General features: G+C 41.1%; 22 protein-coding genes. 14 read left to right on the forward strand and 8 right to left on the reverse strand.

Going from position 1 to position 21,186, the window contains the following annotated elements; all coding sequences use genetic code 11:
* Nucleotides 1–10: 10 nt before the first annotated feature.
* On the reverse strand, nt 11–2,149 hold the full coding sequence (locus tag QQK00_RS17845) for a winged helix-turn-helix domain-containing protein (RefSeq protein ID WP_284219042.1): 2,139 nt from the start codon (nt 2,147–2,149) through the stop codon (nt 11–13).
* Between the two features lie 206 nt (nt 2,150–2,355).
* Between QQK00_RS17845 and QQK00_RS17850 the strand changes: the two genes are divergently transcribed.
* The 5 genes from QQK00_RS17850 to QQK00_RS17870 all read left to right on the forward strand — a co-directional run bounded on the left by QQK00_RS17850 (nt 2,356) and on the right by QQK00_RS17870 (nt 8,297).
* Nucleotides 2,356–3,246, forward strand: a complete 891-nt coding sequence (locus tag QQK00_RS17850; protein WP_284219043.1) for a nuclear transport factor 2 family protein — start codon at nt 2,356–2,358, stop codon at nt 3,244–3,246.
* A 163-nt stretch (nt 3,247–3,409) separates the two neighbouring features.
* The gene (locus tag QQK00_RS17855) at nt 3,410–4,663 is read left to right on the forward strand and encodes a hypothetical protein (RefSeq protein WP_284219044.1); all 1,254 of its coding nucleotides are present in this window, start codon (nt 3,410–3,412) and stop codon (nt 4,661–4,663) included.
* A 111-nt stretch (nt 4,664–4,774) separates the two neighbouring features.
* Complete coding sequence (locus QQK00_RS17860; RefSeq protein WP_284219045.1) at nt 4,775–5,110, forward strand: zinc ribbon domain-containing protein YjdM; 336 nt, start codon at nt 4,775–4,777, stop codon at nt 5,108–5,110.
* 33 nt (nt 5,111–5,143) lie between these two features.
* Nucleotides 5,144–6,328, forward strand: coding sequence for an MFS transporter (locus tag QQK00_RS17865; RefSeq protein ID WP_284219046.1), 1,185 nt, complete (start codon nt 5,144–5,146; stop codon nt 6,326–6,328).
* Nucleotides 6,329–6,401: 73 nt separating this feature from the next.
* The gene (locus QQK00_RS17870) at nt 6,402–8,297 is read left to right on the forward strand and encodes an outer membrane protein assembly factor BamB family protein (protein ID WP_284219047.1); all 1,896 of its coding nucleotides are present in this window, start codon (nt 6,402–6,404) and stop codon (nt 8,295–8,297) included.
* Nucleotides 8,298–8,354: 57 nt separating this feature from the next.
* Here QQK00_RS17870 and QQK00_RS17875 read toward each other — a convergent pair whose 3' ends face one another.
* Nucleotides 8,355–8,660 carry a hypothetical protein gene (locus QQK00_RS17875; RefSeq protein WP_284219048.1) on the reverse strand — a complete coding sequence of 102 codons (306 nt, stop codon included), beginning with the start codon at nt 8,658–8,660 and terminating at the stop codon, nt 8,355–8,357.
* 85 nt (nt 8,661–8,745) lie between these two features.
* Between QQK00_RS17875 and QQK00_RS17880 the strand changes: the two genes are divergently transcribed.
* The gene (locus tag QQK00_RS17880) at nt 8,746–8,916 is read left to right on the forward strand and encodes a hypothetical protein (protein WP_284219049.1); all 171 of its coding nucleotides are present in this window, start codon (nt 8,746–8,748) and stop codon (nt 8,914–8,916) included.
* 116 nt (nt 8,917–9,032) lie between these two features.
* Here QQK00_RS17880 and epmB read toward each other — a convergent pair whose 3' ends face one another.
* Entirely contained in the window at nt 9,033–10,058 is a 1,026-nt protein-coding gene (gene epmB / locus QQK00_RS17885; protein WP_284219050.1) for an EF-P beta-lysylation protein EpmB, read from the reverse strand.
* Between the two features lie 34 nt (nt 10,059–10,092).
* On the opposite strand from epmB, the gene efp reads away from it, so the two are divergent.
* From efp to QQK00_RS17900, 3 genes are read left to right on the forward strand one after another with little or no spacing between them, the layout of a single operon-like run.
* The gene (gene efp, locus QQK00_RS17890; protein ID WP_284219051.1) at nt 10,093–10,662 is read left to right on the forward strand and encodes an elongation factor P; all 570 of its coding nucleotides are present in this window, start codon (nt 10,093–10,095) and stop codon (nt 10,660–10,662) included.
* Nucleotides 10,662–11,660, forward strand: coding sequence for an elongation factor P--(R)-beta-lysine ligase (gene epmA / locus QQK00_RS17895; RefSeq protein WP_284219052.1), 999 nt, complete (start codon nt 10,662–10,664; stop codon nt 11,658–11,660). Before efp ends, epmA begins: the two co-directional genes overlap by 1 nt.
* Before the next feature lie 38 nt (nt 11,661–11,698).
* The gene (locus tag QQK00_RS17900) at nt 11,699–12,337 is read left to right on the forward strand and encodes a gamma-glutamylcyclotransferase (protein ID WP_284219053.1); all 639 of its coding nucleotides are present in this window, start codon (nt 11,699–11,701) and stop codon (nt 12,335–12,337) included.
* A 32-nt stretch (nt 12,338–12,369) separates the two neighbouring features.
* Here QQK00_RS17900 and QQK00_RS17905 read toward each other — a convergent pair whose 3' ends face one another.
* Complete coding sequence (locus tag QQK00_RS17905; protein ID WP_348521163.1) at nt 12,370–13,599, reverse strand: cation:proton antiporter; 1,230 nt, start codon at nt 13,597–13,599, stop codon at nt 12,370–12,372.
* Nucleotides 13,600–13,788: 189 nt separating this feature from the next.
* On the opposite strand from QQK00_RS17905, the gene QQK00_RS17910 reads away from it, so the two are divergent.
* From QQK00_RS17910 to QQK00_RS17920, 3 genes are all read left to right on the forward strand, one after another.
* Complete coding sequence (locus QQK00_RS17910; protein ID WP_284219054.1) at nt 13,789–14,871, forward strand: transporter; 1,083 nt, start codon at nt 13,789–13,791, stop codon at nt 14,869–14,871.
* Between the two features lie 94 nt (nt 14,872–14,965).
* Nucleotides 14,966–15,475, forward strand: a complete 510-nt coding sequence (locus tag QQK00_RS17915) for a YfiR family protein (protein WP_284219055.1) — start codon at nt 14,966–14,968, stop codon at nt 15,473–15,475.
* A 4-nt stretch (nt 15,476–15,479) separates the two neighbouring features.
* Complete coding sequence (locus tag QQK00_RS17920; RefSeq protein ID WP_284219056.1) at nt 15,480–17,561, forward strand: putative bifunctional diguanylate cyclase/phosphodiesterase; 2,082 nt, start codon at nt 15,480–15,482, stop codon at nt 17,559–17,561.
* A gap of 10 nt (nt 17,562–17,571) precedes the next feature.
* Here QQK00_RS17920 and QQK00_RS17925 read toward each other — a convergent pair whose 3' ends face one another.
* Together QQK00_RS17925 and QQK00_RS17930 are read right to left on the reverse strand one after the other, a co-directional pair.
* The gene (locus tag QQK00_RS17925; protein ID WP_284219057.1) at nt 17,572–17,784 is read right to left on the reverse strand and encodes a helix-turn-helix domain-containing protein; all 213 of its coding nucleotides are present in this window, start codon (nt 17,782–17,784) and stop codon (nt 17,572–17,574) included.
* A 44-nt stretch (nt 17,785–17,828) separates the two neighbouring features.
* Entirely contained in the window at nt 17,829–18,353 is a 525-nt protein-coding gene (locus QQK00_RS17930) for a DUF2975 domain-containing protein (RefSeq protein WP_284219058.1), read from the reverse strand.
* A gap of 84 nt (nt 18,354–18,437) precedes the next feature.
* Here QQK00_RS17930 and QQK00_RS17935 point away from each other — a divergent pair, with 84 nt between their 5' ends.
* Together QQK00_RS17935 and QQK00_RS17940 are read left to right on the forward strand one after the other, a co-directional pair.
* Complete coding sequence (locus QQK00_RS17935) at nt 18,438–18,824, forward strand: hypothetical protein (RefSeq protein ID WP_284219059.1); 387 nt, start codon at nt 18,438–18,440, stop codon at nt 18,822–18,824.
* Nucleotides 18,811–20,316 (forward strand): alpha/beta fold hydrolase, encoded by a 1,506-nt coding sequence (locus QQK00_RS17940; protein WP_284219060.1) that lies wholly within the window; start codon nt 18,811–18,813, stop codon nt 20,314–20,316. The genes QQK00_RS17935 and QQK00_RS17940 overlap by 14 nt, the downstream gene beginning before the upstream one ends.
* A 177-nt stretch (nt 20,317–20,493) precedes the next feature.
* Here QQK00_RS17940 and arfB read toward each other — a convergent pair whose 3' ends face one another.
* Nucleotides 20,494–20,907, reverse strand: coding sequence for an alternative ribosome rescue aminoacyl-tRNA hydrolase ArfB (gene arfB / locus QQK00_RS17945; protein ID WP_284219061.1), 414 nt, complete (start codon nt 20,905–20,907; stop codon nt 20,494–20,496).
* A gap of 8 nt (nt 20,908–20,915) precedes the next feature.
* On the reverse strand, nt 20,916–21,140 hold the full coding sequence (locus QQK00_RS17950) for a hypothetical protein (RefSeq protein WP_284219062.1): 225 nt from the start codon (nt 21,138–21,140) through the stop codon (nt 20,916–20,918).
* Between the last annotated feature and the right edge of the window lie 46 nt (nt 21,141–21,186).

A 21,186-nucleotide genomic window follows, 5' to 3' on the forward strand; every position in this document is an offset into this window, starting at 1 on the left:
AGGTGTTCAGTCAATTTTTTTGCAATGTTACTAGCATGATATTTCCCTGAGAGGGAGCCTGCCTTTTGAAAATGATTTTTTGGCCACTTGCTATACTTGCTGACTCATCAGTTGAACTAATGTCTAATATGAAAGATGAAGCTGGCAATGCCATAACTGCGTTTTTACTAAACGCATTTTCGTCAAGTGATAGTGGATATTGATATAAATATCTTTGCTCACCCTCGTATTTTAAAGCAAAAATAGTGTCGCCTATAACGGATAGTTGACCCGGCACTAAATAATCCAAATTATCGATATTATTATTTAATTTGATTTCTTCACCGGTATTCAGGTTCTTTTGTACTACGCCGTGATGTTTGTAATCCACTAGCGTTAGAAATTGGCCGTCGTCGCTTTCTGTAGCAAATAACCCCGCTTTTTTCTGTATCAACGTGGGCAACAACGTGCTGACATCATAGTGATAAATATTTACGTCTCGCACATGCTCACTTACGTAGAGGTTTTTATCATCTTTGCTCCAAGATAAGGGATACTTCATTCTGGGGATAGATTTTTTACCCAATAGCTTACCATTTTGTATGGAAAACACGCCTAACGTCAGAGTGTTTTTTTCGTAAACCATTGCTAATTTTGACTCATCTGAAGAGATAATTGGGCGATGAATCATAGACGCTTCTATTTGAGTAATTTGCGCAATTTGTTCTGTCGAGAAGTCATATTGCCACAATTCATAATATCCGGTGCGGTCTGATGCAAAGTACATAATATTGCCGTCTGATGAAAATACCGCGGATATTTCGTTAGCTTCACTATTTAACTTAGGTAAGTCATTTACTACTTCATGGGTTGTGTGTGCCACGGATAAATTAATGGGGGCTTTGTAAGTGTTGTAGTAGATATTGTCATTGTATAACTGCGCTTGAGTAACTTTGTATCCTGCAGACATTGGCAACAATAAAATCGGCGGAGTACCTAGTAAGTCAGTTTGCCAAATACCTTTTGTCGCGCCGTAGGTTCCCGCGATGAGTAATGCACTGTCGTCGAGTTGAGAAACATGTTCAATTGCATTGAAGTGACTGTTTATTTGCTCGATAGTATTTTGTTTAAGCTGCAAGGCACTAAGAACATTCGATTTTTTGCTATGGTCGACAAAATACAGTGTTTTACCGTTTTGAGAAAAGCTCGCGAGATATACCTCTTTGGGTAAATTTAGGTATTGGTCATGTAAAAATTCGACATTCCCGTTGCTCATATTTAATGATTTGAGTTCATTAAATCGATTGTGTTGGAAATCATCAAACTCAATAAAAATAACTTCATCGGGACGATATTCTGTGACGGCTATACTAAAAATTCGCGCAGTGGATTCATACAGTACTTGAATATCATGCGGTAGTGAGTGTTTTACGATTTGATATTCATTCCCCTTTTCGCGAATGTATAAAATTACCTTATCGTCGAGCCAAGTTGGAGAATATTCTCGCCAGTCATTGTTCGTTATTCTGAGTGCTTGGTTTTTATCTAACGCGCGACGGTATAAGTCGACGGTGTTTTCTGTTGTATGCGCATAAATGATCTCATTCGTTTTGTTGTTGATGGCAAAATCAGATTCGACGCCGTTAGATTGGGTAACGGGCAATATATTCCCAATCGTAAAGTGATTAGTTTGGCTATTCGCCAACCAAATACGATTCACCAACAAAATGGCAGCAATTGTAGTGAAAAGTAGCACGCTGAAAGCGACAGGAATTTTATACTTGTTTAACTTAACAGTTGCCTGAGAAACGTCTTTATCATTGCTGCCATCTTTAACTGCTTGAACAAGTTTTACATCACCAATAAAGCGGTAGCCCTTTTTAGGAATAGTCTCGATGTATTTGGGGTTTTTTGCATCGTCACCCAATGCATTTCGCAATGAATAAATGAGTTGAGATATCACTTCATCCCCAACAACAACAGATGGCCAAAGTGCGTCAAAAATTTCTTGGCGTGATATTACGGTCGACTTTTGTTCAACTAATAAAATCAACAAAGCCATTGTTTTGGGTTCAATGCGTTTTTGGTTTGAGTTTCGTACGAGTAAATTGGTTTGGGGGTCTATTACGCAATCAGCAAACGCAAATTTTTGATTGTTTATTTTAAACAAGAAGGTTTATCTCTTTGATTTTATTATCAATAAAAAAATTATCTTTTATTGATAAGTCTTATATGTGCTTCGTTTTTACTTTACCACATTATTCGCTTGAAAAAGCAAAAACAGAAAGAAACCAAGCTGAAAGAATGGCAGTTGTCCGTTTGCATGGAAAGGTTATTTTCTGTTTTATTTAAACCAATCTATATAAAGGAAGTTAAATGCGCACGCATAAATTATTTATTCCACTATTCATTCTTGGCAGCATTGCAGCCTGCAACGATGATTCGTCAAGACCTGACGTTGTTACTATGCCAGCGCCAACCCCAGCGCCTGCACCAACACCAGAGCCAGAACCAGCCGGTCCATGTGAAGCGGTAGCTTGTGAAGACAACAATAAAGTTCTCGTGGTACAAATTTATGAAGATATTATTAATGGTGGTCAAACAGGTTTAGTCGATAGTTTATTTGACGAGGATTTTACCCAGCATAGTGAAGATATCATGGCAGGGATAGAGGGCTTATCTAGCTACTATGACGGTTTGTTGATGGACAATCCTAATCATGAAGCGAGCGTTAAACACATCGTTGCCGACGGAGACTACGTTGCGGTGCATTGGCACTACTCAAATGCCCCTGAGGATGAGTTTACTGGAACCGCACATGTAGATTTATTTAAATTATTTGATGACCAAATTATTGAAATGAGGCCATATTCAATGACACCAAATGCAGTCACTGCGAGCGGAAATTCGGTGTTCAGCGATTTATATGACTATGGAAGCGCGCGTGCGAATAATGACGTTCAGATAGAGGAAGACAATAAAACCTTGGTGACAGATTTTTACATTGAGGCATTTAACAATAATAACGTAGCCCTCATTGACAATACGATCGACGAAAATTACATTCAACATAACTATTTTGTGCCGAATGGGAGAGATGCATTACGTAATTTTGTTGGCAACAGTCCGGCCGCAAACATTTCTGTCTTTCTAAGCCTAGCCGAAGATGATTTAGTGTGGACTTTCAGAGATGATGCGCCTGTTGTTGATTTATGGCGAGTGGACAACAACACCAACAAAATTGTCGAACATTGGGACGTATTTTAGCTAAACGTACAAACGACTCGACAGTGCTAAGTGAATGCTAACCGAATGATGAATGTCGCGGTTAGCATTTTTTTTGAATTAAGCTGGTGCATCAACAATTTAAGATGTAGTGTATTCGCCAAATTACTCTGCGTAACAAACCGGTAAATTTAGGACGGTAACTATGGCCACGACAACTGCGACGATTGGCGAAAACGGGTATAACCTTACTGGCAATGAATCTCGTATTCAACTACCAGGCTTAGGCTCTAAACCAAGCGCATCAGAATTGCACTTAACGGCGAAAGAACGTTCACTGCTAATTAACGTGCAAAATGAAGGCATTAAGCGTGGAACTCTATTATTGGCGAGTCTGACATACGATTGGGAAGCGCTTGCATTCAGCGCGGTTAGCAGTGCAAGTTCTCTTGTTGCAGGCGAAGTGTTTGCCAATAACGACTCAGCACCGAAAAGTAGAAAGGAGCGAGTGTCTACCACGCAAGATGAAATTGCAGCAGACGGCATTTCGGGCTTGCTCGGCGCCGCTTGGAAAAAAGTCGAGGGTAAAATAGCGAGTGATGAGCGTATTGGTCGTTTAGCTAAGGTACTCAATATGGGTATAAGTGCAGTACTAACCTGGTTGAAAAACATGGTATTGTCGAAAGAATTGTTGGCAAATTTGATTCCATTTTATGGCGCCGCGAAAGGACTGATTGATGGTGCGAAGGGAGCGTTAGAAACGCGCAGTCACCATACGGCATGGGATTCCTTGAAGCAAGCGTCTGGTCATATCGCGAGCGGATTTCCTATGGAAGCGCTAAATGCATTCGAGCGATACGCCAATGCAGAATACGTGCGCTCTGGTTTGAAAACTACTTATACCTTTGCAAAAACGCTCACAAGTGTATTACTGCAAATTTTTACCGCTGGCGCGTCGTCCGTTTTCGATTTTGCGACCAAAGTATTTGAGGCAGTTAGTTCGTTCGCGTTCAATGCTTTTCAAGCATTGTGTTTTGGTAAGGCAACAGACTTTTGTCGCAAGAAAATGGAAAATGACTCTATGCCGTCTGCCAGCGAGTTTCAGACGATTTGCTCTGACTCACCATTTGCTGGATGTGTTTTCCTTGGCGCTGCTAATTATATTGGTCATTTTAATTTGACGTCAGTGTTATCAAATGCAAACAACGTCATTGCGGGACCCTCTATGATGGCTTCAGTGGCTAAAGTGGGAGAGATTCAAAAGCTAGCATCCAAGTATATAGCGGCCTCTCATTTTAAGATGAAATTTAGAAGTAGCGACGACAAAGAGCAATATGGCTGGGTTTTGAAAATGATGGAAGGCTATGCTAGTGATGCGCCGAAGAGTGAGTTCATTACAAAAAATGCCTCTTTTCGAACAAGGTTGTTTCACAAAGCTAGAACCCTATTTAAGGTTTAACTGACGTCAATGCTGCCGTGATTCGTATCATTTATGCTTAATATGCACATTACAAAATGTTAAATAGTCGGTATTATTCAGCGCTGAATTAGAAACTTATGATGGTAAATTATGTCTCTCCCTCCTTGTCCTAATTGTGGCTCTGAATACGTGTATCAAGATCAGAGTCAACTTATTTGTCCAGAATGCGCACACGAATGGAATCCTGAGGAAGTGCTCGCCGACGAAGACTTTACTGTTAAGGATGCAAATGGGACTGCCCTTTGTGATGGGGATAAGATCACCTTGGCAAAGGATGTTAAGGTAAAGGGAAGTTCCGAGATAATAAAGATAGGTACTAAAGCAATCGTTAGGCGTGTGCTCGATAAAAAAGACCATGAGCTTGACTGTAAAGTAGACGGTGCCGGCGAAATGATGATAACCGCAAAATTTGTTAAAAAAGCGTGATTTCAATTTTTAAAAAAGTAGACAAATAATTTGATGAATCTTGGTTTTACAGTATGGGGGTTAGCGCTTGGCCAAGCTTTATTGATTACAGGCAATATTTTGCTCGTTTCTGTCACGGCGATTATCGGATTAATTATTGCGCCGTCGCCTGAATTGTCTACTCTACCAGTTGCCTTGCAATTTATTGGCTTGATGTTGATCACCCTGCCAGCGGCATTACTTGTCAAACGATGGGGAAGAAAAGGCGTTTTCCTTTTCGGCAATCTAATAGGTGTATTTGGTGCCCTAATTGCCTATCTGGCGCTAAAAAATGAACATTTCGTACTATTCTGTATTAGCACGCTGTTGCTAGGTTTTGCCATTGGTATTGCACAACAATATCGCTTTGCCGCCGTCGAAAATTGTTCTGCTGATAAAAGCTCTCAAGCGATTAGTTTGATTATGGCTGGTGGCATAGTCGCCGCTGTACTGGGGCCAAACCTCGCTATTTGGTCTGAATTTTTTATTACCGACGTACAATATTTAGGAGCGTTTGCTGCGCTGATTGGTCTATACGTGTTAACGACCATACTTATTGCCTTGCTACCACTCAAAAAAGCAAGTTTTGATGAAGTCGGTAAGGGTGGTCGCAGTTATTCAAGCTTGCTAAAACAGCCGACACTTTTTTCTGCCATTGTCGCGGGCGTGACTGGCAACGGCGTGATGGTCTTAGTCATGACGGCAACGCCACTGGCGATGGGGAGTTGTGGTTTTGACTTTTCTAGTACAGCAACCGTAATTCAGTGGCACGTATTGGGTATGTTTGCGCCGTCATTTGTCACCGGAAGGTTGATTGCAAAATATGGCAATACGAGTGTGATGCAATTTGGCTATTTATTACTCTTGAGCTGCATTCTGTTAAATCAATTTGGTCAAAGTTATTGGCATTTCTTTTCTGCGCTAGTGCTATTGGGGGTTGGTTGGAATTTTACCTTTATTGCCGCTACCAACATGCTGACGTCTACTTACCGTCCTGCCGAAAAAGCAAAAGTGCAAGGTATCAATGACTTTTTTGTTTTTAGCGGTGCTGCGCTCGCCAGTGTGTTCGCTGGACTACTGCTGAGTTTATTTAGTTGGCAAGTACTTAACTTAATCATGATCCCCTTCGTTTTATTTGCGGTTATTGCCGTTTATATCAGTTCAAAACAAAGTGCGCTAGAGAGTATAAGCGAGCGTTAAGTTATATTCTGGAAACGTTTGGTAACGTTGTGACAATACTAAGTATTCATAATTTACTTCTGCTAAGCTAAATATGCCCTCTACTGTTTTCTCTATAAAAATAATTTGCCTGTTCACCGTATTTTTCGTTTCTTCATGCGGTCTTTTAACATCGTCAACACAACAACATTGGCCTAGTTTTGGCGGGCCAAACGGCAACAACCAATTAAAAACGAAAGAAGACGTACCGACACGATGGTCTGTGCGTAAAGACGAAAACATTCAGTGGCGTTTGTCCCTGCCCGCAGGTGGGCAAAGTGGCATCAGTATTTGGGGCGACAAATTGTTTCTTACGATTAACATGCCTGCCGACACAGAGCCTCGCGCGTTGTTAGAAAAACAATATGAGCAAGCAAAGGCTGAATATCAACGCTCTCGTCAGCAAACGATAGCAAGACTGAATAATGAGCATGTTGAGCATTTTCAGCATTTGTTAGATGAAATTGAGACCGCAAAAGACGCGCGAGAACAATTTTCTTTAGAAAGATCTACACAGAAGCTTCGCCAACTTAATCGTTGGGAAAAATTGAAACATCCTGTTTATCAAGCCGTTACTACGCGTGAAAAAAACGCGAGAACGTTTTTATTTTCTCAAGAGCCTAGACTGCAAGAATATTACCGGCGTCAGGAATCTACATACAAAAAACTAAACACATCACTTCGCGGAAAGGATGTACTGCTATATTGCGTGAACCGCTATTCGGGCGAGTTGTTGTGGCAGCGTAAGGTCGCTGGCGTGACGCCCGCTATGTACAATTATACTTTTAGTGATGCAACGTCCCCAAGCCCCGTTACTGATGGTAACTATGTTTGGGTAGTCAATGCCAGTGGCGGGATTGCGGCTTTTAATATGGACGGTAATGAAAAGTGGCGTAAGACTTGGACTCCTTCTGCTAAGCGACCGTTTAATAAACAGTACGATACGATTGCATACAAAGATTGGATATTTAATGTTGCCCCGCCGTTGGCGGGGGATCAGCGTAGAAACCATGAGTGGAATTATCTTCATGCAATCAATAAGTATACAGGTGACACTGCATGGGTAAGTGAAGACGCCTTAACGCATTACAACACGCCAATGATTGGCAAAGTTGCGAGTGGAAAAAGTGTGTTAGCAATTGGAAGAGGTGGGCCGCACTCAGTCCCTGAGAGACCGAATGGTGTGAGCCTCATCGGTTTAGACGGTGAAGATGCAGGTAAGTCTATCTGGCAATGGCAACCCCCAGAAGATGGCAAAAAACAGTGGGGGGGCACAGATATCCAAACTATCGATGAAAAACGGGTGGTATGGACGTCGGGAAGCGCCGGACAAGGTTTCGATATGTATCAAATCAATCCCAATACTGGTATGAGCGAGGCGGTTCATAGTCTCAATACAGCAGATGTGTGGTCGTTCAATCTAGATACCACGCGCTACGAATTAGCAAAAGATGTTGAACTAAAAAAAATGGATCGACAGCCCTATACACAGGTGGTTGTGAACGACAAACTTTACTATATGGTGCGTTACCAACCATTTATCGCTTTTCATGATTTAAAAAGTGGTAAGAACATTCATTTAGAGATACCGACTGAGGTACACAGAACGGGTGACACTGCGGACAAAAACATTTGGAAAACGCAACAAACCACCGACATGTTAAACACGTCAGGACAGCGACATAATACAGAAAACAGAGCGCTGGGTGATGGCACGCAAAAAGCATTTTTGGGTACACCAATCGTCGTCAATCAATACATTTATTTCACGAACGCCCATGGATTAACATATGTTATCGATACGTCGGTACCATTTGGTCCAAATGCATTTGTATCGCTTAATGACATTGGCGAAAAAAATCAGACGGCGTCTTTAAATGCCATGGCTTACGCGAGTGGCATGCTATACCACCGCAGTATAAAAGAGCTTATTGCAATTGCAACTAAATAAATCGCGACCAAGGCATTACTACATTATTGTTAAATAATGGATTCGAGCAGTATTAATTTACACCGTTTGTTTGAATTGGCTTAATGTCGCCAAAAGTAACTCTAGTTTTTTTACTACGGTTGGAAGTTGCGCTTTAAGTGCATCTTCATCAAGTGCTTTTAGTGCCTGAATATCTTCAGCAAGCTCTTGTACATAACCAATAAAGCGTTTACTGCGTGTCGTAAAAGGTGAGTCATCACCAAAAATGGTGCTGAACTTACCTTTTCCATCTTGTTGCAAAGCATTGAGCGAGTTGTCTGCATCTACCGCTTTTCGATAGGTTTGTTCTAAGTTTGTGTGTAGTGCTTCTAAGAGCTTGTTCATGAGTGTAATAAATCGGTCGATATCTTTTAATGGTTGGCAATTTTGCCGACTTTTACTTATTGCTACAAGCAATTAAGGAAAAACTATGGATATTCAAGGTAATCCAAACCTTGCTTATGCTATGGAAGTTAAATCCATTAATTTAGCGAACAGCCAACAAAAGCAGGAAGGTCAAGCCGTTCAGCAACTCCTAGAGTCTGCTGCGCCACCGCCGCCTACTGGCAGTTCCGGATTTAACATAAACACCTATGCCTAATGCGGGTTTTTGACGTTTGCTTTTGCGAGAGGCAAGGGCAGGCGTTAAATTTGCGTCACGTTGTAAAGTTATTGTAGCGTGAAAACATGGTGTCTAGGATCGCAATATAGCTCGCTTTATTGTGATCCTAGGTTCAAATCAATCGGTGTTTTACTTGCTCTTCCACTAATTTCGCGCATTAACTTGGGCACCATATAGCCTGATTGTTGGCTTATTACCTCTCGCATGATGTTGATAGCCGATGTGTCTGGAATATCAAAATGCGCCGCGCCTTTTACTTTGTCTAGTAAATACATGTAATAGGGCATGATGCCAGCTTCAAATAGCGCATTGTTCAAATTTACAATGGCAGTGGGTGAGTCGTTGATTGCCTTTAAAAACACCCCCTGATTCAATAACGTGACGCCTTGCAATTTTAACTTTTTACAAGCCTCGGCTAATGCCGGACTCACTTCGTTGGCATGATTTATATGGAACACAACGACTTTTTGTAAACGAGTATTGGACATCCAAGACAAAAATTCATTTGTCACCCGTGATGGTATAACTACAGGTAGGCGAGTATGAATACGCAAGCGTTTAATGTGGGGGATTTTTTCAAGGGTTTCGGCCATCCATGCAAGTTGTTTGTCTTTTGCCATCAACGGATCGCCGCCCGAAAATATGACTTCATCAATGTTGGTATCTGCGGCAATTTTGTCAAAAACGTTTTGCCATTGTGCTTTATTTACCGAGTTTTCTTGATAGGGGAAATGGCGCCTAAAACAATATCTACAGTTTATTGCACAGCCGCCTTTAACGATAAGCAAGACGCGATTTTTGTATTTATGTAACATTCCAGCAGTATCGTTACTTCGTTCTTTTAGTGGATCCTCACTGAAGCCTCTGACATTTAGAAACTCCTCTGCCCGCGGAATTACCTGCTGCAATAGGGGATCATCCCAATGTTTTGCACGCATTAAATTCGCAAAAAAACGGGGTACGCGCATAGGGAATAGCTTTCTGGCCTTAAAGTGCGCTTGGTATTCTTCAGGCGAAAAGCCTAGATAAGAAAGGAGTGACTCGGGTGTCGTGAAAGACTCAGCCAATTCTTTTTGCCAGTCGCTCTCTACTTCAAGCAATTTTTTTTGTATTATCTGCATGTATATAGTTTATCTGCATTAATTAGAGGAATACATGGCAAATTTCAGTACCAACGAATTTAAAGGCGGTCTTAAGATCATGCTTGATGGCGAACCTTGTTCAATTTTGGAAAATGAATATGTAAAACCGGGCAAAGGCCAAGCCTTCAATCGCGTAAAAATTCGTAAGCTGATTTCGGGCAAAGTACTCGAAAAAACTTTCAAATCTGGCGACAGTGTTGAAGGTGCAGATGTAATGGATACTGATTTGGCGTATCTGTACAACGATGGTGAGTTTTGGCATTTTATGAACAATGAAACATTTGAACAAATTGCGGCTGACGAAAAAGCGGTGGGTGAAAATGTGAAATGGCTGGTAGAAAATGACGTTTGTACCATCACTCTTTGGAATGGTAATCCAATTGCCGTAACGCCACCAAATTTTGTAGAAATCGAAATTACTGAAACCGACCCAGGGTTAAAAGGTGACACAGCCGGTACCGGCGGTAAACCAGCAACATTGGCAACGGGCGCTGTTGTTAGAGTCCCTTTGTTTGTGCAGACCGGCGAAGTCATTAAAGTGGATACTCGCAGCGGAGAATATGCGTCTCGCGCACAAAAATAATGACTGATTGGCGACCTTCAGCAAGCATAGAAACGCTGCGCAAACGCGCAGCGTTTTTTACTTCTATACGTAAATTTTTTGCCGACTGCGGTGTGCTTGAAGTAGACACCCCGTGCTTGTCGGCAAATACGATTACCGATGTTCACCTTGAAGCAATGGTGATAGCAAATGGCGCCGATATCGATGACGAAAATGTAGCAAATGCTTGCCTATCACCGTTGTATTTACAAACCTCACCAGAATATTATATGAAACGCTTACTTGCGGCCGGTAGCGGCGATATTTATCAATTAGGTAAGTGTTTTCGACATGACGAGCTTGGACGTATCCATAGTCCAGAGTTTACGATGCTTGAGTGGTATCGTGTTAACTTCACGATGGACGATTTAATTAACGAGGTGTCTGCACTTGTGCAAGCGCTTATTGGTTTAGATACTGAGACCGCAACATACCAGCAGTTATTTGAACAACAACTTGGGATAAACCCGCATGAAGCAACCACAGGATCATTGTTAGCGCTTTCAAAAACGAAGGGTTTTGGCGAATATGCAGACAGGTGTTTACGCGATTATGGTGAGCATCAAGGCGGCATTGATGCGCTACTGCAACTCTTGTTTAGTACATGTATTGAACCTGATATTGGCCTTGAAAAGCCGATAATAGTTAGTCATTTTCCCGCATCCCAAGCTGCGCTTGCCAAGTTGGCAGACGATGAACGTAGCGCATTAAGGTTTGAGTTGTATTTTCAGGGAGTTGAGCTAGCCAATGGCTATGAAGAATTGATCAATACTGAGCAATTAGTTCAACGTTTCAACGAAGACAATGCGTTGCGAAAAAGGATCGGAAAAGTACCGAAGCCCATTGATAATGAATTTATTGCTGCTATGCGTTCAGGTTTACCTGCATGTTCAGGTGTTGCCTTGGGTGTCGATCGTTTATTCATGTTAGTGGAACGCAAACACGACATAGCGTCTGTGATGCCATTTCAATTGGGTTAAAAATGAAAGCTTTTGAGCGTTTATGTGAGGACGGCTAGTTGACTGTAAACAAAGACACGCTTTCCGGGAAAGTACTTATTGCCGGTTATGGTTCATTGCTTAGCCAAGACAGTCGACAGCGGTTCAGTGGCATTCATGCGCCTACGGTGGGTGTAAAGGTGCATAATTGGTCTCGTGGTTGGGTAACGCGAGCATTTCACGAAAACCAAACGTATGTTGGTGCGATACCTAAACGTGGTGCTTGGCTAAACGCGCAATTAGTGCCGACAAAAATCGACCCTGCATTAGAAAAGCGAGAACAGGACTATCGATTTAGCCGCGTTGATATCAATGACATTGATATTGACGATAGTCATTTGTTTTTAAACGACGTAACAAACGTTCGTGAAATAATACGCAATACTCCCATCTATATTTGCGAAACACTCGAAAGTAATTTAGCAACAGAGACGTATAAAGTGAGTTTTTCATACATCGCAACATGCTTAATTGGTTGTTACGAAAAACAGGGTAACAAGGGTATCGACGACTTCATGCGTAGCACATTTGGTTTGAGTGAATCAGTGTTTGATATGGATGTCGAAAAACCTAAATATCCGCGAGCAGCGTCAATACCAAGTGACATGACTAAGCACTTCCTTGAAGCGATTAGTCAACATTTCCGTAAAACCAAGTAACCTCAACTCTGGATAAGAAATACTTCAGCCTCTTATTCAGTGTCTGCTTTTAATCTGCGCTTATAACGGCCGTACCAGTTAGCCGCTGGCGCTGCAGTAATACCGTGTAACAATGTGCTTATCCATACAGCGTTGATGGCTACTACAAGCAGTGAATGGCCATAGTCATTCAGTATATCTTTGGCGACGATAAGTGCAAACAATGCGGTTGCTAAGCCTCTTGGGCCAAACCAACCTAAAAACAGGCGAGTATATAAGGTCGTTTTGGTCCCTAAGAGAGAAATGTAAATGGCTAAAGGACGCACGATCAGTAAACTTACTAAAATGTATGCAGCAACAGGCCAACTAATGTGCTCAATTGCCTCTGGTAGCAAACCAAGGCCGATGATGGTGAACGCAGACCACACTAATATTTGGCCTTCACTCTCTGTAAATTGGTAAATAAATCGACAGTGACCTTTTACCATGTTTCCAAAGGCTAAGCCGGCAATAAACGCAGAAATAAACCCATTGCCACCCAAAATTGCCGCCATGAGATATGACGTGCCTGTTAACGCCAATACACCAATACCTTCATAAATATTCGAGGTCATTTTACGTGCTTCTGCGAGAATGAAAAAACGACCGCTGCTCCACCCCATAATCAATCCTACTGCTACGCCGATAGCAACCTGACTAGCTCCAAAGGCTAACCAGCGCAAAGTATCGTTTTCTGGGGAACTCGTCATTGCTAATACACTGGCAAAAAATAGGATGATGGGTAGCGCTAAGCCGTCGTTTAGTCCGCTTTCTACGGTTAGGCATTGTCTTTCATTTTCAGGCACCGCTTTGTTACTAATGACAGCTTCGCCTAAGGCAGCATCAGTGGGTGACATTACTGCGGCAACCAACGCAACCATCGCCCATGGCCAATCTGGGAAAAACAATAGTCCAACCAGTGTGCCGATGGCAATACATAATGGAAGTCCAATGAGCAACATACGCAAAGGCCAAGCGTTTTGCTTAAGTAAGTGTTTTAAGTTGATTTGAGAAGCATCAAGGAATAATAAAACAATAAGTGCAATTTCAGCGATTAAATGAAGGATTTCTTCTGAATCATCTACTTTAAGTAGACCTAAATAATGTAGGGTTACACCTACCGCAATAAAAACCATAGGCGCCGTAACTATGCTTGATGACAAGCGTTTTGCGAGCATCGTATATCCGCTAACACAAAAAAGCAGAATGAGAATACCAATTTCCAGAAGAGTCTCCTTACACAGTAGCGACTGATATGGTGTTTTATAATGCGTCTGCCAATATTAGCGGCAATATGCCTTGCCGTAAACCGGCACTAACAGTTGTTTTTATGCCAAATATATGATTAGGTAAGCGAAACACATGGAAAGTAAGATATTGAATATTATGATTTTTTATTTTTTAATGTTAATAAGTAAACTAACGGCCGCATCATGCAAGTAACTCTTATCTTTACGCGTGTTTCTTCAATTATTCTTATATTGGTCTTACTGGCTTTTAGTGTGCCGCTTGCTTTTGCGCAAAGCACGCCAACCGAGTTTGCAGAAATGAGCTTAGAAGAGCTATTTGAACTGAAGATAGAAAATGAGACTAACGACGATTTTCTTGAGTCTCACTGGCACTTTAATTACAAATATATGGCTGCTCAGTTTGACGGTTACCTCGCGGGTGATTCTGACCTTTCGTTAGACCAGGTGTTTTGGTCCGGCCCTAGCGAGGAGCGTACAAGTACTAATTTCCCGCTTGTACCGACGGTGATCAAGCAGCAAGCACATCTTTTTCATTTTGGTTATCAGTATTCCGACAAAATAGAGCTTTTTTTATCACTGCCATATATTCAACAACGTACCGACCACATCAGCCGCGTCGCAAATTATGAGTTTTTTATGGTTGAGACTGACGGTATTGGGGATGCAGTCCTTTCGCTTAATTATAAGTTTAAAGATTTGGCACTTCATCGGTGGTGGGTAAATTTTAGTTTAAGCTTGCCTACCGGGTCTATTGATGAAGTTGGCGATACTCCCAGAGGCGAGGGCAATCAACCGCTGCCATATACGATGCAACTAGGCTCTGGCACTTTTGATTTTCCAATAGAATTTAACTACCAGTATCTTGGAAAACATGATGTTGGCCTATCGATGTCTGCAATCATTCGTTCAGGTAAAAACGATCGCGATTACCGTTTGGGAAATACTTACAGAATATCGGCAAATTATAGATTTAAACTAACGCAAAACGTGAGGCTCTTACTTGGTACTGATGCGTATTATTGGACATCTATCAGCGGAGAGGACAGGCGATTAGCGGTGGCCGGAGACTTTCCATATGCCGCTAGCATAATTAATCCAAATTTTTATGGTGGTAAGAAACTAAAACTAAGTACCGGGTTTTCTTATCGCTACAGCAAAAACTATACGTTCACGACAAAGCTTAGCAAGCCGGTATACCAATATCTAAATGGTCCGCAGCCCAAAGAAATGTGGCAGGCCTCCATTCAGTTAAATTCAGCATTTTGATTGAATGAATTACGCACTCTGTCTTTTTCGTATACTATCGCTTTGCCGTTTATCGCTTCGAAGTCTATCGCCGCGTCATATAATTGCGGGACGCTTGTCGATCGCTACTGGTATGTTGCTCACAAGCGCACTGCTTTGTACCGCATGGTCTGCCAACGCACAAACGGCACTGAGTAAATCAAGTAAGATAAAAGCAGCCTACATTTTCAATTTTACTAAATATATTGAATGGCCAAGAGCTGCATTTACTCATATAGAAACACCCATCACTATATGCGTTGAACACAATCCCGAATTTAACGATTTCATAAAAGCATTGGTTAAACAACGAAAAGTAGGTAAAGATCAACGTTCATTGATCGTGCGTAATATTAACGATGCTAACATTTGCCATATAGCGTATGTTAAAAGTGCAGAAGCACATACTGAGACTTTACTAAGGAATGCCCTAGTTTTGAGTGATATGAATAACAAACATGCATTCAGCGCCATCATCTTTTTCCGACAGAATGATAAATTGAGATTTGAGATTAATATGGTAGAAGTTAATCGTTTGAACATTACTATTAGCTCTGAATTGCTCAAGTTGGCAAGGGTAAAGTAATGTCATGATTTTTCTTATTAAGTCTAAGCTCAGTTATTTTCACAAACAACTGATGTTAGTGATTGTGATTAACTTTCTTTCAATTGCGATTGTTTCAGGTGTGCTATATACAAATTTTGTTAACGACTACCAAGACAACTTAGTCAACGGTATGTCGAGTAAACTAAGTATGGTAAGTGCTAGTGCGTCTTCAGCACTAGTATTTGATGATAGTGAGAGTGCCAACACCTTATTAGCCTCATTGACAGCATCACCAAATACACGATTTGTACAGCTGTTTAACGTAGAACACTTGCCATTTGCAAGGTATGTACGTGACGGTGAAGCCATTGACATTGCTTCTGATGATTTACAAATTGGCAGTCAATTTTTGAATGATAATCTATATTTATATCAACAGATCTATATGGACGGTGAATCGCTCGGTTATATTATATTGTCAGCTAGCACTGACGAACTAAAAGCTCAGCAGTCAAGGTATGCACGACTGGTACTGGTTATTTTTGTCGTATCCTTATTGTTTGCCTATGGTATGAATTGGCGCATACAAACGGTTATGTTTGCTCCCATTAATCAACTGGCTGATTTAGTCACTTATGTTGCAGAAAAACGCAAATATCACCGTCGTTTAAGTTGGCGGCAGGACGATGAAATTGGTGGATTGGTCAAAGGTGTCAATAGTATGTTAGACACAATAGAGACCCACGAAAAACAGCTGAAAGATAACAGTGACAGGCTAGAATCATTGGTGACGTTACGTACAGAGCAATTATTTCAACGAGCAAACTACGATGCCTTGACACAGCTTCCCAATCGACATCTGTTAATTGATAGGCTCGACCATGCTATTGATAATGCAGAACGCGAAGATACCAAACTTGCGCTGATGTTTCTTGATCTCGATAGGTTTAAGGTTATCAACGATAGTTTGGGGCATAGCATTGGCGATCAGTTACTGTGTAAGGTTGCGGAGAAGCTCTCTTCTGTGGTGCTTAAAAGCGATAGCGTTTGTCGTTGGGGAGGCGATGAATTTGTTATTTTACTTGAGCATTTTAAGGACACTTTGCAAGCGGAGACCTTAGCAAAACAGATTACAAATGTGCTTTGTGAGCCAATGGATGTATGCGGGCATCAACTGCATATTTCGACAAGTATTGGTATTTCACTTTATCCAGATGACGGACTGGAAAGCGGGACTTTGCTGAAGCACGCGGACATAAGCATGTATCGTGCTAAAGATGTTGGACCAGGTAAATTTAGCTTTTTTGATTCAACAATGTTGAGTGATTCAATGCATCGCTTGTCACTAGAGAGTAAGTTGCGAAACGCCTTTGATAACGATGAGTTTTTCATCGTTTATCAGCCACAAATTTGTTTAATCAGTAATAAACTCTGTGGAATTGAGGCATTAGTGCGTTGGAATGATGATGGGACGGTCATATTCCCAAATAATTTCTTACCGGTACTGGAAGAAATTGGCATGATGGGCGCCTTAAGCGAATGGGCACTTAGAGAAGTGTGTCAGCAAAATGCAAAGTGGCTTGCGATGGGCGCAAACTTGCCGCCAGTGGCAGTAAATTTGACCGCATCATTTATTGTGCAACCAAATTGCGCAGAGTTCATTGAGCGTGTGTTGATTGAAACGGGATTACCTGCTCACCACCTTGAAATAGAAATTACTGAAAATACCTTTGTGTCTTCTACCGAAATGGCCATTAAAACGCTTGAAAAACTTAAAGGAATGCATGTGGGTATCGCCATTGATGATTTTGGTACCGGCTATTCATGCATGAGTTATTTGCGTGACTTACCCATTAGTAAGTTAAAAATTGATGGTAGTTTCATTCAGCATATTGGAGAAAGCAGAGTAACGGATGGCATCGTCAATTCTATCATTACACTTGGCAGAAGTTTGGGGCTGGTGGTGGTGGGTGAATGTATCGAAACCGATAAACAAAACCATGTGCTAAAAGAGATGGGATGCGATTTGGCGCAAGGGTTTTTGCACAGTACACCATTGGATAGCGCAGCGATGAGTGAGTATTTAGACCGCTTTGTGATATTATGTGAGGAAGTTCAAGCGTAACTTCTTTTACCTACTTTTTGTCTGGCTGAAATGCTAATAAATCCCCAGGTTGGCACTCGAGTACTGCGCAGATTTTTTCTAGCGTGTTAAATCTCACGCCTTTAACTTTACCAGATTTTAAGAGCGACAAATTTTGCTCGCTAATGCCTATTTGCTCAGCCAGTACTTTTGATTTTATTTTCCGCTGTGCCATCACAACATCCAGGTTCACAATAATTGGCATGTCGTTGTTTGACTCCTATTCAACAAGCATTTAGTGATTCGTGACTATACGAAAGATTGATTTTCTTTTGAAATATCATTCGCTTGTATCAATATTTTTGCTATGAGCCAGAAAACTAAGCCTATCAAAAGTGTAGATAAATCATAGCTCTTAAACTGAATTGATAAGATTTTTTGCCCACTTGGATGTTGTATTGACAGAATAAGGCCAGCAAAGATATTTGCCAGTGTACCTGCAATTGCAACAAGTATTAAAGATATAGCGAAACGCTTGATGTGAACGACATTGGTCATCTCGAATATTCTATTTTGTTGGAATGCAAAAAATGCCTTTCGTAAGTAAAACAAGCCCCAAACTAAAATTACACTTGGTATCATCGCAATTACACAAGTGAGATATAACTGCCATGCATCAACGGTATGCCACTGGATAGCATAAGCCACCTCTTGCTTAGCCAGTGCTTGAAAGCTGTCAATCGATGCTAAGAAGTATCCCCACATGCATAGTAGCCCTGCAATAGGGCTTAATAGCAACCAATATAATAACTTACTTAAATGTTGAATCGACATCTTTAACCCCCCAAAATAGCACTTGACAAAATCTTGTTAAATTATATTTTATTAATGTATTACGATAATTAAATTGGATTTTACATGAAATTTATTAAGTTTGTAAGTATGTTTTTAGTCCTAGTACTTTCTTTAGTAAAGTTACACATTGCAAATGCTATTGACGTTAGTCAGTTAGCGGTCATATGTAGCGCATCTGACACCGCACAGCGGCAGTTTTGCCATACCTATTTAGGCGGTGCTTTAGACGCTATTGCAGTGATGAATGACCACGCCAAAGCGAATGGACAACCCATATATTGCGTGCATGAATCTGCCTTGTTTGATATGGAGAAAATCAAAGCATATGTGATTTCTCAAGAGGCAAAATTTGCAAAGAAGAACGCCATTTTGCCTGTTGTAGAACTATTAAAAGTTACTGGTGGCTGCCTTGATGGTAAGAGTGATAGCAAGAATGATGACAAAAAATAGATTATGCATTTTAATTTTTGTGTGTTTGCTGTTTGCTTGCGAGGATGAAGATGCATTAAAGCCAAATGCATTTGATGAAGGTGTGCAAATTAATATGCGCTGCCCAGAGGCCTTGCCAAACACTGGCGACGATGTTTGCGGGCTGTATGAAGTACCCTTAAATTGGTTGGCAGAAGATCGGACAAAAATTAACGTATTTCTTCGCGCGTTTTTACGTAAGCAGTCAAATCTTGCTAACGGAATATCAAAAGGACAGTTGTGGCTTATCGATGGCGGCCCTGGTGCCAGTGGGGCGACTTTTTCAGATCCTGCGTTTGTTAAGTTAGTGCACGATTTTGGATGGGATTTATATATACCCTCGCATCGAGGTGTTGGCTTTTCATCTCATTTACATTGTAGCCTTAGTCATCAGGCAATGGATGAGCAATATGTCAACGTATGCTCAGATGAAATCCATGAAAAATACGGTATGGACGTAAATTGGTATAGCGCTGTGGGCGCAGCGTACGACCTAAATTATTTGATTGAACACAACAATCCAAACAATTTACCGGTGGTTGTGATGGGAACCTCATACGGCTCGTTTTTGACACAGCGTTTTATTCAATTATTTGAATCGACTATCGATGCGGCTATTTTGCTAAGTGGTACAAATTTACGTCCGGCATTTGAAAACGTATCGATGCACGAAGAAGAAACGTTTAAACGCCTGCTTGAACTATGTGATTTGCAAGTTGATTGCAGGAACATGTTTGATAACAATACAGAACTTTCAGCCTATGAAGCCGCTCGTTCGTTAGTATTGGAGAATGGCTGGCAACAATGCGCAATTAGTGACGCTGGCGCACATACTGTGTCACATTTATTAAGAGCGCTCGCAAGCTCGTCAAGGTTTAGAGAGCAACTGCCCTTGGCAATCAAACGTTTAAGTCGATGTGATGCAAACGATATTGAAGCCTTAAGGTCTTTACAGCAATCCTTGAGAATAGAGCTACAGCGTCAACAAGCACAATTATTTCAGTTCAATCCGTTGATGACACATCATCAAATATTTATAGAATTACTAAGCCCTGAAGTGGACATACCTATGCCGTTTAATTTACCGACAGATAGTTTATTGGGTAATTCAGTTAAACCTTACGTTGACAATAGACATGCATGGCTTAGCCGCTCTTCGCCGATTGAACTGCCTTCAACGTTATCAAGTACGCTGCCAATATTAGCTATTCATGGAGGCTTAGATATGCAGGCATCAGTGACATGGTTTGAAGACTTGAGTGCGCAACTGCGGCACGAAAATCAAACAGCGGTGCTTTTTCCATATGCCGGTCATGGCACGCCAAACTATACGAATATTGAAGATGAAACGAATACTGAGGTGGCTGAAAATTGTACCTGGCTAATTATCAATCGCTTTTTACAGAATGTGTCTGGTAAAGTTGATATTGGATGTGTAGGCCGAGTCAAAAAATTCACTTTTGATACTGAATAATTATTTTCTTGTGATACTTGTGGGATATTCAGCTTTTAATATCTACACCATCATCTCGTTGAGGTGTGTTCTCCTTATGTGTAGGTTTATTCCCTAAACCTTTTTAGAGGCTCATTTGAGCCTCTTTTTTTTCACTTAAAATTGAACTGAATATTGATAGATGAAGACCATCATCGCCTAAAAGTCTATTTTCTTTCTCAGGGCTTTTGTTTTACCGTCACGCTTTTTACTATCAAGGCGTTTACGTTTCGCATTTAGGCTTGGCCTTGTTGCTTTGCGAGCTTTGACTTCCTTCGTAACAGAAACAATTAATGCGACTAAACGTTCAATGGCATCTTCGCGGTTTTTTTCTTGAGTGCGATGACTTTGCGCTTTGATGACGATGTCGCCATCTTTTGTTATGCGGCTATCTGACAAAGCAAGTAAGCGAGATTTATATTTATCATTCAAAGAAGAACGATAAATATTAAAGCGCAAATGAATGGCGCTAGAGACTTTATTCACGTTTTGCCCACCACTCCCCATGGCGCGAATTGCAGACAACTGAATGTCGTCTTCAGCAATATAAATGTTGTCGCTTATTTGAATCATTAAGGTACTTACTTCGTGGTTAAGTGCTGGAAAATATCTGGCCTATCTATGTATTGCATCATGCTAGCATTAGGTAAGCAATCAAAATCAATAAATTTTAGTAAGTCGGCCGTTGGTTCGCAGTAGAGGATATCTGAGGCAAAGCGCTTCATTCCATAAAGCCCTCTGCGGGTTATGTTTGCCGAACAAATGAGTAAATCGCCCTTATTTAGCGGGACTATTTTACCAGTCAAAACATGCATCCCTGCGGTAAACCTAGTGTCGTTACATTGAAAATAA

Source organism: Agaribacter marinus (assembly GCF_030160655.1).
In the GTDB taxonomy this organism is placed as follows: Bacteria; Pseudomonadota; Gammaproteobacteria; order Enterobacterales; family Alteromonadaceae; genus Glaciecola; species Glaciecola marina.

Excerpts from the sequence above, each read along its gene's own strand:
- efp (WP_284219051.1), top strand. The coding sequence starts at position 10,093 with ATGGCAAATTTCAGTACCAACGAATTTAAAGGCGGTCTTAAGATCATG.
- epmA (WP_284219052.1), top strand. The coding sequence starts at position 10,662 with ATGACTGATTGGCGACCTTCAGCAAGCATAGAAACGCTGCGCAAACGC.
- QQK00_RS17920 (WP_284219056.1), top strand. The coding sequence starts at position 15,480 with ATGATTTTTCTTATTAAGTCTAAGCTCAGTTATTTTCACAAACAACTG.
- QQK00_RS17925 (WP_284219057.1), bottom strand. The coding sequence starts at position 17,784 with ATGCCAATTATTGTGAACCTGGATGTTGTGATGGCACAGCGGAAAATA.
- QQK00_RS17865 (WP_284219046.1), top strand. The coding sequence starts at position 5,144 with ATGAATCTTGGTTTTACAGTATGGGGGTTAGCGCTTGGCCAAGCTTTA.
- QQK00_RS17860 (WP_284219045.1), top strand. The coding sequence starts at position 4,775 with ATGTCTCTCCCTCCTTGTCCTAATTGTGGCTCTGAATACGTGTATCAA.
- QQK00_RS17930 (WP_284219058.1), bottom strand. The coding sequence starts at position 18,353 with ATGTCGATTCAACATTTAAGTAAGTTATTATATTGGTTGCTATTAAGC.
- QQK00_RS17910 (WP_284219054.1), top strand. The coding sequence starts at position 13,789 with ATGCAAGTAACTCTTATCTTTACGCGTGTTTCTTCAATTATTCTTATA.
- QQK00_RS17850 (WP_284219043.1), top strand. The coding sequence starts at position 2,356 with ATGCGCACGCATAAATTATTTATTCCACTATTCATTCTTGGCAGCATT.
- epmB (WP_284219050.1), bottom strand. The coding sequence starts at position 10,058 with ATGCAGATAATACAAAAAAAATTGCTTGAAGTAGAGAGCGACTGGCAA.
- QQK00_RS17935 (WP_284219059.1), top strand. The coding sequence starts at position 18,438 with ATGAAATTTATTAAGTTTGTAAGTATGTTTTTAGTCCTAGTACTTTCT.
- QQK00_RS17940 (WP_284219060.1), top strand. The coding sequence starts at position 18,811 with ATGACAAAAAATAGATTATGCATTTTAATTTTTGTGTGTTTGCTGTTT.
- QQK00_RS17855 (WP_284219044.1), top strand. The coding sequence starts at position 3,410 with ATGGCCACGACAACTGCGACGATTGGCGAAAACGGGTATAACCTTACT.
- arfB (WP_284219061.1), bottom strand. The coding sequence starts at position 20,907 with ATGATTCAAATAAGCGACAACATTTATATTGCTGAAGACGACATTCAG.
- QQK00_RS17880 (WP_284219049.1), top strand. The coding sequence starts at position 8,746 with ATGGATATTCAAGGTAATCCAAACCTTGCTTATGCTATGGAAGTTAAA.
- QQK00_RS17870 (WP_284219047.1), top strand. The coding sequence starts at position 6,402 with ATGCCCTCTACTGTTTTCTCTATAAAAATAATTTGCCTGTTCACCGTA.
- QQK00_RS17875 (WP_284219048.1), bottom strand. The coding sequence starts at position 8,660 with ATGAACAAGCTCTTAGAAGCACTACACACAAACTTAGAACAAACCTAT.